Below are 13459 nucleotides of genomic sequence, written 5' to 3' on the forward strand. Positions count from 1 at the left end.
CTAGTTCTAATTAATTCGTAGAACGAATCATGTAATCAAAGGCAGATAATGCAGCTTTCGCACCTTCGCCTGTTGCGATGATGATTTGCTTGTATGGTACTGTCGTACAGTCACCTGCTGCAAATACACCCTGTACATTGGTCTCATTACGATCATTAATCACAATCTCACCACGATTGCTGAGTTCGACTGCACTGTTCTTTAGGAAATCCGTATTTGGCAATAAACCAATTTGTACAAAGATTCCCGCAAGTTCAACTGTGTGTTCTACATCAGTCGCACGATCTTTATACTTCAATGCTGTCACTTGTGAACCATCACCAACCACTTCAGTACTTAAAGCATTGGTAATAACTGTGGTATTCGGCAAGCTATTCAACTTATCCTGTAAGACTTGGTCAGCACGAAGTTTGGTATCAAACTCAACCAAAGTCACATGCTCAACAATCCCTGCTAGATCAATCGCAGCTTCTACACCCGAGTTACCTCCACCAATCACTGCAACTCGTTTACCTTTAAATAATGGGCCATCACAGTGTGGGCAGTACGCAACACCACGTGTACGGTATTCAGCTTCACCTGGAACATTCATTTCTCTCCAACGAGCACCTGTTGAAAGAATAATGGTTTTCGATTCAAGCTTAGCACCATTTTCTAGTTCAACTTCAACCAAACCATTGGCTGTTTGGTCTGCACCTGTGATTTTGCTGACTCTTTGTAAGTTCATGATGTCCACGCCGTATTCACGAACATGCGCTTCCATATCTTGAGCAAACTTAGGACCAACTGTTTTTTGAATCGTAGTAAAGTTTTCAATATCCATGGTATCCATGACTTGACCGCCAAAACGTTCAGCCACAATCCCTGTTTTGATCCCTTTACGCGCTGCATAGATCGCTGCTGTACCGCCTGCAGGACCACCACCAATCACCAATACATCAAAAGCATCTTTTGCATTGAGAAGAGCTGCATCTTTCTCTGCTGAGTTGCTATCTAACTTCGCGATGATTTCTTCCAAAGTCATACGACCCTGACCAATATGTTGATTATCTTGGAACAACATTGGGACTGCTAAGATTTTGCGTTCTTCAACTTCTTCTTGGAAGAAACCACCATCAATCATGGTCGCAGTTGCATCGGGGTTATAGATCGCAATCAAGTTCAACGCTTGAACTACATCTGGACAGTTGTGACAACTCAAAGATACAAACACATCAAAGTTTGATTTTAAGTTCAAACCTTTAATCTGATTTAACACCTCATCAGATACCTTCGGTGCATAACCTGAAACTTGTAACAATGCCAAGATCAAAGAGGTGAACTCATGTCCCATTGGTAGACCAGCGAAGAACACACGAGGTTGCTCACCTGCTTTAGCCACACCGAAACTAGGACGGCGAGCGTTTGAACCGTCAAAACGCGCCGTAACTTGATCAGAAAGTTCTGCAATTTCAGTCACGAGTTCTTTGATTTTTGCAGCTTTATCGGATTCATCTAAAGCAGCCACCAACTCGATTGGACTTTCTAAACGTTCTAAGTAAGCTTTTAATTGAGTTTTAATATTTTGATCTAACATGTCTTTCTCCAAATTCTCAGCAATTCAATCAGCTAAATTCTTTCAATGGGGCTATAGTACGCAAATTATTTAAATAGGTAAAACAGGTTGTTTTCATAATATCAATCGAACAAACCGAACATAACAAACTTATAGATCAAGTTTCTGCGTAATTCGATATCGACGGTTTTTAAAATGCTTAGCTAGCATGTACAAAACCACACTCATTGCGAGATTGATAATTAGAAAGACCAACAAAAAGAAATTCACGTACTTTGAAATTTTTTCTGCTTGCTGCGCTTGGATATCTAGCGGTTGAGTAATCAAAGTAATACTTTTCCCATACAGCTGTTGTTGCATCACCCACAATTGTTCAGGCTTAAAATCATATTTACGAAATTCAGTGGGAACCTTTTTCTCAGCTTCGATCAATTGATTGACATAAATATTCGCAGTTTTGCGATCAATCGGATCATGTAACAAAGCAACCTGAGCTAAGACATAAGCTTTTTCTGTTTGAGAAATATTTATATCTTGTAAATCTTGAGCAATTTGGCTTTCGACAATATTTGTTTGATAGCTCATCCAACGCTGATAAGCTTCTTCTGTTTCGTTTTTCCAGTCATATTGAATATAGCTTAATCCCGACCATAGCAATATAAACGAAATGATCCATGCCAAAAATCGCTGCGTCCAAGCTTGAAATCGTTGTTGGAAGAACTTAAATTTCTTCACCCAACGCACAATTAGAAATGCACCAACAAAGGAAACAAGGACTTTCAGAAACAGCCAACCAAACCAAGAAAGAAGATTAAAAAAATAATCCACAGGTTGTTTAAAAGGTACCAAATCTTGTACTTGATATGGTAAATCTAAACTCTGAACATGCAATGAAAGATCAAAAAACCGATAAATAAATTCTTTTTGTAGAAAGAATGCCGCAATAGTTAAAACCATCAAGACTATACTTACAGCAAGCCCAATGACTATATTGCGTTGGCGTTTTTTCAACACCTGCAAACGCTGATCAATAGGTTCCACACTTAAATCATTTATGGGTGACAATGATCTTTCCTTTCATAATAAATTTTAAGATTTAGGCGTTTGCCCACTATTTTCCAGAACGAGATGATTAAGACTTTCTTGCAATGCACGCAAACGCGTTGTTGCTTCAGCTCTTTTTTGCATTCCCTCTTTCTGGATTTGAATTACATCATTTACTGTTTTAATGAGGGTGTTTTGAACATGTTCAAGTGTTTCAACATCAATCACTGAACGTTGATTCGCTTTTGCAGTATCAACTGAGTTTTGATGCAATAATTCCGCATTTCGACGAAGTAAATCATTGGTCGTGTCATCAATCGCTTTCGCTAATTGCACACTATTTTTCTGTTCTTGTAGTGAAATCGCTAAACTAATCTGATTCTTCCAAGCTGGTAATGTAATATTTTTTATTGCATAGAACTTATCAACCAACATCAAATTATTAGATTGAATAATACGAATCATAGGTAGGGTTTGCATTGCAGATTGTTGAAGTACTTGTAAATCACTCACCCTTTTTTCAAGATTATTCGCTAAATGATTGAGATCATAAATTTGTTGCGTGGTCTGCTGATCTTGCTCTTGATTAGTTAAGGCCACAATTTGCTGTTGAATATCTTGTTGCTTCAATTGTCCTGCTGCGATATATACACCCAATTGTTTATACTCTTCCTGCACAGCATCAAACATTTTGTCTAGAGTTCCAACACGTGCTTTCAAACCAGATTGTGAACTCTCAATTTCTTTAACTAAAGCATCAATCTGTTCTTTGGTTGTATTAAAATGCTGATCAAAACTATGCTTTGCGCTTTTAAATTTACTAAGTAAACCACCAAAAAATCCTGAACTTTTAGACTTATTCAAAATACTCGAAGTATTTAATTGCTGAGCAACCTGAACGACCTGATTTAATTTTTGCCCTGTTGCATCTAAATCTTTATTTTGAACGAGATCAAGTAACTCATCTGTATAAGTCGATGTTTTATTGGCAATATTTTTCCCATATTCAGCTACAACAGTTGTGCTTATCTCAGCGAGTTCCTTATGTGCATCCATCACCTCCGCAAAATCATGCGGTTGCAATCCTAGCTCTTTTAAATTCAATTGTTCAAAGCGTTCCTCTTGTTTTAATTCGACTTGAGTTGACGCTTGAGTCAATTCTGAACCAGACATACTTTTCCCCTCTTATTTCTCTAATGATTTTTTAAGATTTTGAATCAAATCTTCTCGACTTTTATCCAATTTTTCAAGAGTGATGCTTGAATTTGAGTGACGACTTTGCTGTAAATGATATTGCCATGCTGGAATCAAAACTTGCTGAGCTTCTTTAAATCGATCTAATAAACTAAAAGATAAATGCTGAGATAACTGCATTTGTTTGATCGCAATATCATTACTCGTTTGTAAAGTTTGTAAGGTATTCACTTTTTTAGACAATCGCTCAAGAAAATGATCTAAAGTTTTTTGGCGACTAAACTCAGGATATTCATTCAAAAACTCTTGAGCTGCGCCAATATAGGCTGCCATTTGTTCTCGTAAGCCCAATACCTGCTGTATTCGTGATTGTGACTTCTGTATTTCTATTTGCAGTTTTTGACTTAAATGATTTGCTTCATCAATTAAGCGATCAAGGTCTTTTAAATATTTTACCTGACCTGCATCATACTCCACATCAATGCCGAGCCATTTTTGCAATGCATTGAATCGACGACCACGTAGATACTTTTTTGAGAGTGACAGCTGTTGAATAATCTGTGAGATAACCGCACTTAACTGTTGATTTAATTTTGGGTCAATACCATTCAGTAAAACACTTTGAGCTTGAACTAAATGATCGGCATAGGCATTCAAACGATGCGGATCATCCATCAAAGGCAATAGATCATTTCGCTTAATCGCTAAAAGTTGCTCGTGATCAAGCGAAATCTGAGATAGAGGTATTAAGTCGAGTTCTATGGGCATATAAGTAAAAATGGTAAGAACAAATAAATTTGAACAAACTTAGTTTTAGCATGTTCTTACCAATTCTCATACTGAATTGTTGTTATGTTTTGCTGCTCTATTCGTTGTTATTTCTAAAATTTTTTATTGCTTTGGAATTGCATATGTACCGATAACATGAGCAACAGGTTCATCGTCTCCAACTGAATACAACCATACCTCACCAGTCACCAAGGTTTTACCGACTTTAATCAATTTACAAACAGCTTTAATATTTTGCATTCCGTTTGGTTTGCGGAAAAAGTTAATCGTCATATTGGTTGTGACTGCCATGGCCACCAATCCCAAGTCACCTAAAATCGCAACATACAATGCAAAATCAGCTACAAGCATTAATGTTGGCCCAGACACAGTTTGTCCGGGACGTAAGTCACTTTGATCGACACGATATAATAGCTCTGCACCTTTTGGGGTAATCTCAACAATTGATGTTTTTTCCAGTGCTTGTGGAAACTCTTGAGCTAAAAAACTAATGATCTGTTCTTTTGCTAATAGCATATCTATTCCTCTATTCTTGAATTAATCAGCTTGGTTAGATAGTTCATGTAAAACTTGCCAATACGTTGGCGGTTCTTCTACATGTCCGCGCTCACGTAACATCTGATGCATTTTCGGTAATTTGAAATATGGAACAGCAGCCATAAGATGATGTTCTTTATGATAATTAACATGTATTGGCGCGACTAATGCACGTGCTAAATATCCTGCTTTAGTTGTACGAGTATTTGTTAAAGCACTATTACTTGTTGGCATTCCTGCATGTTCAGCCATTGAACGGACACGGAGAAACAAAGGAAATGGGGTGAGATATGCCAAGATCCACAATGCATACAACTTAGGATGACCTGAAGCCCACAATGCTCCGAAAATAGCTGCATTAGTGGCTATCGCTCCGCCACTATTTTTTATAAATGTTTTTGCATAATCGCTCCAATGACGTCCATCTTGAGGAATCCAACGGCGATCATTTGAAACTGTCCATTCCATCTTCTCAATATCCATCAACACTCGCCCAATCGCAAATTTAATTCCCGTTAAACCAGATAAATCCCGAATAAATTTGCGCATTAATGATTTTTTGGAAGTTGGAAAGCCCGAAACCAATATTAGATCAGGGTCATCAACAGTAGAGGTTTTACTGTGATGACGGATATGATGAGCTCGATATTTATTTAAATCATTCCAAATCGGACGAGCGCATAACCAATCAGTTAATGTGTCATTCAACCACTTAGTTTTAAATAAACTTTGATGGGAAGCATCATGCATAAGAATAGCCAGCGCTAATTGCCTACCAGCAAGAATGATTAGCGCTACGATACACAATAATAATTTACCCCAAGCTGGTACATAGTCCCAAAAGCTAGCAACTGCAGCAAAGGTACCGCCAATCACAGCCCAAGTTGAGAAAACAGCCCAGCCCCCATGTAAATCTGATTTACTAGTTAGCTCACTGATTTCGTCTCTTGTGAATAGATCACTAATAGCAACACGCGTATTCATATCCTTATCCCATATTTTTTTAATTTTAAAACTACTCAACTTATATTTTTATTTTAAAACATGTAATATTTCTGTCAACAAAATATAATTAAATTATTAGTAATATTTTAAATTAACTATTCATCTTGCTGTTCATAAAATCTTCGCCATAGTTCTAAACCAATTTGATCTAACCTCTGAACACTTTGAGCAAATTGATCGCGTAATTTTACGTCAACAAAATCTTCTGGTAACAATGGATCATTCATTAATTGTGAAATTGTTTGCCGACCAAGTAATAAAGATTCTTTCGTTGCGATATCTAAATCCAACTCATTCGCTGTTTCTAACCATTGTTCAATCATTTGAGCGTATTTTTGATAATTTTGATTTAATGTCTTGGTGGACCATAGTTCAGTTATTATTTTTATAGTTTGAGCATCGAAAAACTGGATCAAACAGACTTTTGCAGTTTGCTCCAGACCCGTAGCATGTAGTTCGTTAACAAGCTGCTCGAAAGAAATTGCTAAATTGTCTGGGCGAATATAAATGCCTTGCTCTAACTCTTTGAATCCCAAATGTTTCAAAGCGCGTTCTCTTCTATGCAAAGCCGTTCGATCGACTCTTCCCAAAGCCCCTGTAAATACACCGATAAATTGCTGATTCCATGGTTTGGTTTGTTTAATACCATTTTTTCGATTTAACATCACATCAGCCCACTCACGTGACTGATTGGTAAACTGATAGACGCCGCGCTCAATCGCCTCAATGACTCCTTCACTCGATAATCGAGTCACAGCAACCCTGATGCTATTTTCACTAATCTCAAAAAGTCGAGCTGCAATGATGATCTGCTTGATTGAAATTTCTCGTCCTTGTAACCCCAAAAGGAGATCAACAATCAAATCACGGGCATTCAGTTTTGCTATTGTCATAGTATGTTTTAACCAATACATAACTAGTGAATATAAAAAAAATAAGATCCAAAAATTAGTAAAAAAGCCTCTTTTCTAATCAAAAAAAAGAGGCTGATTTATATTTATAAGAATACGAAAAGTAAAATTACACCCAAAACAATGCGGTACCAAGCAAATACACGCAAAGTATGACGTTCAACAAATTTAACTAAAGCACTAACTACCAACAATGCAGAAATAAACGCAGCCACAAAACCAACACCAATATTCAGCATATTGTCTTGTGTGAGAACATCAGCATTACGAATTAAATCAAATGTCGCAGCACCTAACATCGTTGGCATCGCCAAGAAGAAAGAAAACTCTGTTGCTGCTTTACGCGATAGGCCTGCAAACATACCACCAACAATGGTTGCACCTGAACGAGATGTTCCTGGAATCATCGCCACACATTGCGCACAACCCACTAATAACGCCTGTTTATAGGTGATTTTTGTCGCTTCAGTTGTTTTATGATCAAAATTCTTTGCTTCAACCCAGAAAATAATAAGACCACCAACGATTAGGGCAATCGCGACCACTAAAGGACTAAAAAGCACACTCTTAATGAAATCAACAGCGAAAACCCCAATAATCACAGCAGGGAAAAATGCAATCAAAACACTAAATGCAAAGTGTCGAGCCTCTGCATCACCACTAAAAAAACCTTTGAGTAAATTAAAGATTTTTTGGCGATATAACCAACATACCGCCAAAATTGCACCTAGCTGAATAACGACTTCAAATACTCGACCATCATCTGAATGGAAATCAATTAAATGACCGAACAGGATTAAATGTCCTGTACTTGAAATCGGTAGAAATTCGGTGAGACCCTCAATAAAACCTAGAAACAAAGCTTTTAAAATTTCAATATGTTCCATAACTTACTCAAAAACACACAATACAAAATAAAAATAAATGGCAAGCTTACTCTGAAATCAGACCAAATTATGTGTTTGTCACGTAACCTTTGATCAAATAAATAGTCAATTTTTGATAGCAGCATCAAATAATCATCAAACTATTTTTCTTCAGCATTTGTTCAACAACATCCTGAGTATCAAAACCCAAGCGCCAATATAAAAGTTCCAAAACATCTAATTCATCTTGAGTGATGATGCGATCACTCCATAAGCATCTTTCTGCAATTGCCAAGATATTGAGTCGATCTCGTAATAGCAAACCTGAAACATCATTTAGAATTTCCGCTAGATCTAAAGGTTCATCAGAAATATCCGCATAAACTTGCATTTCTTCAACTGTCAAAATTTGCTGTAAAATTCGTTCACGAACTTCTAATTGGTTTGGACTATTGATTTGCTGGACGTGCAACAGCGCATCAATTAAATGAACAATTTGTGATTTTACATCTTCAAATGCTGTAGGCAGATGGGCTGGCATCAAATTCAATTCATGCTTCACTTTCTCTAAAAGCAACGCATCTAATAAACCAACCTCTCCATCTTCTTGAATAATACAAGCAAGCTTAGTGAGAAACTGACGTGCAATACTTGTCGGCATGTGCCCAATGTTTTTACAAGCATCATGAAAAATCTGAACATGGATACGACCATCTAAATTGAGTAACGCATCTACGATTGCATGACTCACTGCCGCTTCTTGTGGAATAAATTCACGATATTGACGAATCATTAAAATCGCAACCATGACTTCTCTAGAACCCGTAGCTGTTTGCATCGCACGCTGAATCAGCTCAGGACGTTTTTTATTTTTTCGAAGCTCTGGATTGAGTGGTTTAATTGCATCATTTAAGGCAAAACTAATGGGTGACAATCTAAGTAAAGGTAAAGGCTGAGGTGAACTCCAAGGAACTGTCATATCTGTCAGCTCTTCTTCTAAAGAACGAAACAGACTAAATAAAGGACGATTACGCAATTTTCTCAGGTTTTCTAATTGTAGGTCTTGCAATAATGTTGGATTTAATTCAAAGATTCGATCTTTAATACTTGGATGAATATTCATCCAGCTTTGTGGACTTAATGAGTTTGCAAAACACATATGAGAAATTGATTCTGAATATGCACTATGAATTTGTGAACCTGAGTGATGAACATAAATACGCAACAATGTTTGAACGTTGGCATTATTATTCATTAGTTTCATGGTCTTCAGATCATTTCTAAATGTACGTCCACTTAGAGTTAAATATTTGATTAGACGGGTAATTAAAATACCCCAACTCCCAATCAACCAAATCACACCACCAATTGCGACAAAAATAGTTTCAAATTTATTTCTATATAATGTGGCATACGGGCTGTATCCCGCTTGAGCTAATTTACTGCCCCACTGACTAAATGTTGTTAGACCACTGTATAAGATTTTTAACTTCGTGTTTTCAACAGCTTCGCCTGATAGAATTTGATTAAACTCATAACTCAGCAATCCATATAGCTCAAGCTCATCCAAGTTCTGTAATGCACCCCACGTCAAAATAATTGCGATATCTTGCGACTTAAAACCAGCTGTTAGCGCATTTACGCCAATCTCATCTGGCAGCACATACACTGCAGGTGTATCTATCGAAAAACTTTTTGCAACTTGTTCAACAACTCTCAGAGCAGTATTTTCTTCAGGAGTACTTTCATCAAAAACCAATCGACGTGCTTTTAATTGCTTTGCTAGAGAGTGTCCACCCTCACGCAGGACATACAGTTCAGCACCGACTGACCATACTAATACTAAAAATAATAAACAAATAAAATAAGGACTTAAAAAATGCCACCAAATCGGCTGAGTATAATCAAAGAAATGAACAACTAAACCCAAAATCCAATTGAGAATAAATAATGTAAGTAACATTGCAAGAATACAAAAGCTTACTGACCAAGCAATATTCTTATTTTCAATTAAATAATGGCTCATTTCTTTCAATGTAAATTTTCCTTATTACATTGTTTCGGTAAGAGGCTTTATGCCTTGAGTATCATAAAATAAAAAAGCGGGAAATTCCCGCTTTTCTCGATATTAAAGTAATTTTACTCTTCTCGAATACCAGTTAAATCCACTGAAGCAGCATCAATGTTCACATCGATATAGCCATCAGCTTTTTTCTTCGCACTATCATTACGTTTTTGTTCAAGATTGATCAAATAATCACTATCAATCCCGCCAGCAACGTATACACCATCAAATACAGAACAATCAAACTCTCTGAGATGCGGAACTTTACTTGTGCGAACTGCATTTTTCAAATCTTCCAAATCTTGGAAAATTAGACGATCAGCGCCAATAATCTCACGAATCTCTTCTACAGTACGATCTGAAGCAATCAATTCAGATTTTGCTGGCATATCAATACCATACACATTTGGATATTTGACCATAGGTGCAGCCGATGCAAAAAACACTTTTTTCGCACCAGAATCACGAGCCATTTGGATAATTTCATTACAGGTTGTACCACGAACAATCGAGTCATCAACAAGTAATACATTCTTATCTTTAAATTCTAGTTCAACAGGGTTCAACTTTTGACGAACTGATTTCTTACGTTGCTGTTGTCCTGGCATAATGAAGGTACGCCCGATATAACGGTTTTTCATAAAACCTTCACGGAACTTCACACCTAAAATATTAGCAAGTTCTAAAGCAGATGTACGGCTTGTATCAGGAATCGGAATAACTACATCAATATCGTGTTGCTCGCCCCATTCTTTCAAGATTTTATAGGCTAACTTCTCGCCCATTTTCAAACGAGATTTATAGACTGAAATCCCATCAATCGTTGCATCTGGTCGTGCAAAATAAACATATTCAAAAATACATGGACGGTATTCTGGATTTGCTGCACATTGTTTAGTAAACAATTGACCATCTGAATTGATAAAGACCGCTTCACCAGGTGCAATATCACGCTCTACTTTAAAGCCAAGCGCGGTGATTGCAACTGACTCAGAGGCAATAATATATTCAACGCCTTGATCAGTTTCACGAGAACCATAAACTAAAGGACGAATACCATTTGGATCACGGAAACCAACTAATCCATGTCCAGTAATCATCGCTACAACGCCATAAGCACCTTTACAACGCTCATGTACGCGAGTAACTGTATGAAAAATATCATCAGGTGTTGGATTTAAAGTACCAATTTTCTGTAATTCATGAGCAAATACGTTAAGTAAAACCTCTGAGTCAGAATCAGTATTCATATGACGCAGATCTGTTTTGAACAAGTCATCATGAATTTCTGCCGCATTGGTTAAGTTACCATTGTGAGCAAGGGTAATACCATATGGTGAATTTACATAAAATGGTTGAGCTTCTGCACTACTTGAAGAGCCTGCTGTAGGGTAACGCACATGCCCAATACCATAGTTGCCAAGTAAAGCTCGCATATGACGAGTATGGAATACATCACGTACCATACCATTATCTTTGCGGAGGAATAAACGCCCTTGATGACAAGTTACTATACCTGCTGCATCTTGTCCGCGATGTTGTAACATCGTCAAGGCATCAAATAACATTTGGTTCACTGGTGATTTACCGGCTATCCCAACAACTCCACACATAATAACCTCGCGACAAGCTTGGAATGGGGTTCAACCCCACTTAATAAAAAGGGTTTTTTGTCGAATGATCAGCAGCTTGCTCTGTGGAAGCACGCTCCGATTCGTCCATTTCTGAAGAAGGGCGATGTAACAAAGCACCTTCAGATGTCATTTCGTGTATCGCTTGATTTGCAGCATCTTTAGACAACTCTGTCGCTAAAGGAGCATATGGCAATAAGATTTGTACAAATTTTGATTGCTTCCAATGCGGAGAGCTGTCAACCCATGGTCCCACACCTTGCATGGCAATCAAAACAATAAGTAGACCTTTTAAAGAACCAAAAGCACCACCTGCTAAACGATTTAATGGGCCCAATTTCAAACTTTTCAAGAGACCATTTAAAAGCGCGGTAATAACCCATGTACAGACAACAATGATGAGCACAATAAATGCAAATGCTGCAATTTTTTGCACTACAGGGTCTTGGCTTAAACTGCTCATGGCAGGTGCCAGTATGACTGCGTATTTTGCCCCAATGATCAATGCAAATATCCATCCGATCAAGTTCGCAAAGGCTTTGATAAATCCTTGACGCAAACCGTTTAGCCCTCCAATGAGCAAAATGATCAGAATAATGATATCAAGCGTGTTCATTTCACACTGTCATCGCATCAACACAATCTTTAACAAGTGTTGGACCTGTATAAATCAATCCACTGTAGACTTGTATTAAGCTTGCGCCAGCTTGCTGTTTAATAACGGCTTGATCACCAGAAACGATTCCACCAACACCTATTAAAGGCATACGCCCATCTAGGATCTTAGAAAATTGGCGTAAACATTCAGTACTTTTTTCAAACACTGGTGCACCTGATAATCCACCAGCTTCATTTCCATTCAGGAGATTTTCAACACCTTCTCTTCCAAGCGTAGTGTTGGTTACAATTAACCCATCAATTTTAAATTTCAGTAATTGTGTAGAAATAAAATTAATATCTTCAATCGTTAAATCTGGCGCAACTTTAAGAACCAAAGGAACATAATGATTATATTGTTCAGCAAGTTTTAGTTGTCTATCTTTCAATGTTTGTAACAACTCTGTTAATGCATCGCCACTTTGCAAACTGCGTAAGTTTTTTGTATTTGGAGATGAAATATTCACAGTGATGTATGATGCGTAGTTATAAACTTTTTCTAAACAAATTAGATAATCTGATACTGCATCTTCGACAGGAGTATCCGCATTTTTACCGATATTAATGCCTAGAATACCTTTGAATTTTGAAGCTTTGACATTCTCAACAAGCTTGTCCACCCCATCATTATTAAATCCCATACGGTTAATAATTGCTTTGGCTTCTGGAATACGGAATAAACGTGGTTGAGGATTTCCTGCTTGAGGTCGTGGTGTGATTGTACCAATTTCAATAAAACCAAAACCTAGTGCTGCCAATGCATCAATGTGTGCACCGTTCTTATCTAAACCAGCAGCTAAACCTACTGGATTTGGAAATTCAATTCCCATACAAGTTACAGGTTTATTTGCAACTTTTTGATGCATAAAACCTAGCTTATAAGCTTTGTCGAGCATAGAAAGTGTGAGTTCATGTGCACGCTCTGGTGCTAAAGTAAACAACAGAGGGCGGGCCAATGAATATAACATACCAATCACAGTCTACTGATTTTTCAAGTATGCGTATTATAGGCTTAGGCTAAACAAAACACCATGCTTGACAGGCGCTTATTTTGTAGAGTCGTTGCTTTAATGCGCCTTGAATCAATACTTAAAACAGTAATTGGAAAAATCTAGATTTAAAAATATGGCTGTACTTAATGTAAAAGCCTTTAAAAAAGCTAAATGCTGGCATATCTCAATTTTTAGTAAAAATAAATATCTAGA

12 protein-coding genes are annotated in these 13459 nt (G+C 37.3%); all 12 read right to left on the reverse strand.

The window, feature by feature from the left end; translation table 11 throughout:
- Positions 1-10: 10 nt before the first annotated feature.
- On the reverse strand, positions 11-1576 hold the full coding sequence (gene ahpF / locus F948_RS08435; RefSeq protein ID WP_004962651.1) for an alkyl hydroperoxide reductase subunit F: 1566 nt from the start codon (positions 1574-1576) through the stop codon (positions 11-13).
- A 129-nt stretch (positions 1577-1705) separates the two neighbouring features.
- A complete protein-coding gene (locus tag F948_RS08440; RefSeq protein WP_004911883.1) occupies positions 1706-2620 on the reverse strand; it encodes a hypothetical protein in 915 nt (304 codons plus the stop codon).
- 24 nt (positions 2621-2644) lie between these two features.
- Entirely contained in the window at positions 2645-3772 is a 1128-nt protein-coding gene (locus F948_RS08445; RefSeq protein WP_004962654.1) for a toxic anion resistance protein, read from the reverse strand.
- Between the two features lie 12 nt (positions 3773-3784).
- A complete protein-coding gene (locus tag F948_RS08450) occupies positions 3785-4561 on the reverse strand; it encodes a hypothetical protein (RefSeq protein ID WP_004962657.1) in 777 nt (258 codons plus the stop codon).
- 123 nt (positions 4562-4684) lie between these two features.
- Complete coding sequence (locus F948_RS08455; protein ID WP_004911902.1) at positions 4685-5098, reverse strand: PaaI family thioesterase; 414 nt, start codon at positions 5096-5098, stop codon at positions 4685-4687.
- A gap of 21 nt (positions 5099-5119) precedes the next feature.
- On the reverse strand, positions 5120-6103 hold the full coding sequence (locus F948_RS08460; protein ID WP_004962660.1) for a fatty acid desaturase family protein: 984 nt from the start codon (positions 6101-6103) through the stop codon (positions 5120-5122).
- Between the two features lie 116 nt (positions 6104-6219).
- A complete protein-coding gene (locus tag F948_RS08465; RefSeq protein WP_026057375.1) occupies positions 6220-7017 on the reverse strand; it encodes a PaaX family transcriptional regulator C-terminal domain-containing protein in 798 nt (265 codons plus the stop codon).
- Positions 7018-7121: 104 nt separating this feature from the next.
- Entirely contained in the window at positions 7122-7922 is an 801-nt protein-coding gene (locus tag F948_RS08470) for an undecaprenyl-diphosphate phosphatase (RefSeq protein WP_004911912.1), read from the reverse strand.
- A gap of 124 nt (positions 7923-8046) precedes the next feature.
- Complete coding sequence (locus F948_RS08475; RefSeq protein WP_005402427.1) at positions 8047-9936, reverse strand: M48 family metalloprotease; 1890 nt, start codon at positions 9934-9936, stop codon at positions 8047-8049.
- Between the two features lie 104 nt (positions 9937-10040).
- The gene (purF, locus tag F948_RS08480) at positions 10041-11579 is read right to left on the reverse strand and encodes an amidophosphoribosyltransferase (RefSeq protein WP_004962671.1); all 1539 of its coding nucleotides are present in this window, start codon (positions 11577-11579) and stop codon (positions 10041-10043) included.
- A 40-nt stretch (positions 11580-11619) separates the two neighbouring features.
- Positions 11620-12213, reverse strand: coding sequence for a CvpA family protein (locus F948_RS08485; protein WP_004911917.1), 594 nt, complete (start codon positions 12211-12213; stop codon positions 11620-11622).
- A 1-nt stretch (position 12214) separates the two neighbouring features.
- On the reverse strand, positions 12215-13222 hold the full coding sequence (locus F948_RS08490; protein ID WP_004962676.1) for a quinone-dependent dihydroorotate dehydrogenase: 1008 nt from the start codon (positions 13220-13222) through the stop codon (positions 12215-12217).
- Between the last annotated feature and the right edge of the window lie 237 nt (positions 13223-13459).

The sequence above is a fragment of the Acinetobacter junii CIP 64.5 genome (assembly GCF_000368765.1).
Classification (GTDB): domain Bacteria; phylum Pseudomonadota; class Gammaproteobacteria; order Pseudomonadales; family Moraxellaceae; genus Acinetobacter; species Acinetobacter junii.

Excerpts from the sequence above, each read along its gene's own strand:
- ahpF (WP_004962651.1), bottom strand. The coding sequence starts at position 1,576 with ATGTTAGATCAAAATATTAAAACTCAATTAAAAGCTTACTTAGAACGT.
- F948_RS08445 (WP_004962654.1), bottom strand. The coding sequence starts at position 3,772 with ATGTCTGGTTCAGAATTGACTCAAGCGTCAACTCAAGTCGAATTAAAA.
- F948_RS08450 (WP_004962657.1), bottom strand. The coding sequence starts at position 4,561 with ATGCCCATAGAACTCGACTTAATACCTCTATCTCAGATTTCGCTTGAT.
- F948_RS08455 (WP_004911902.1), bottom strand. The coding sequence starts at position 5,098 with ATGCTATTAGCAAAAGAACAGATCATTAGTTTTTTAGCTCAAGAGTTT.
- F948_RS08460 (WP_004962660.1), bottom strand. The coding sequence starts at position 6,103 with ATGAATACGCGTGTTGCTATTAGTGATCTATTCACAAGAGACGAAATC.
- F948_RS08465 (WP_026057375.1), bottom strand. The coding sequence starts at position 7,017 with ATGACAATAGCAAAACTGAATGCCCGTGATTTGATTGTTGATCTCCTT.
- F948_RS08470 (WP_004911912.1), bottom strand. The coding sequence starts at position 7,922 with ATGGAACATATTGAAATTTTAAAAGCTTTGTTTCTAGGTTTTATTGAG.
- purF (WP_004962671.1), bottom strand. The coding sequence starts at position 11,579 with ATGTGTGGAGTTGTTGGGATAGCCGGTAAATCACCAGTGAACCAAATG.
- F948_RS08485 (WP_004911917.1), bottom strand. The coding sequence starts at position 12,213 with ATGAACACGCTTGATATCATTATTCTGATCATTTTGCTCATTGGAGGG.
- F948_RS08490 (WP_004962676.1), bottom strand. The coding sequence starts at position 13,222 with ATGTTATATTCATTGGCCCGCCCTCTGTTGTTTACTTTAGCACCAGAG.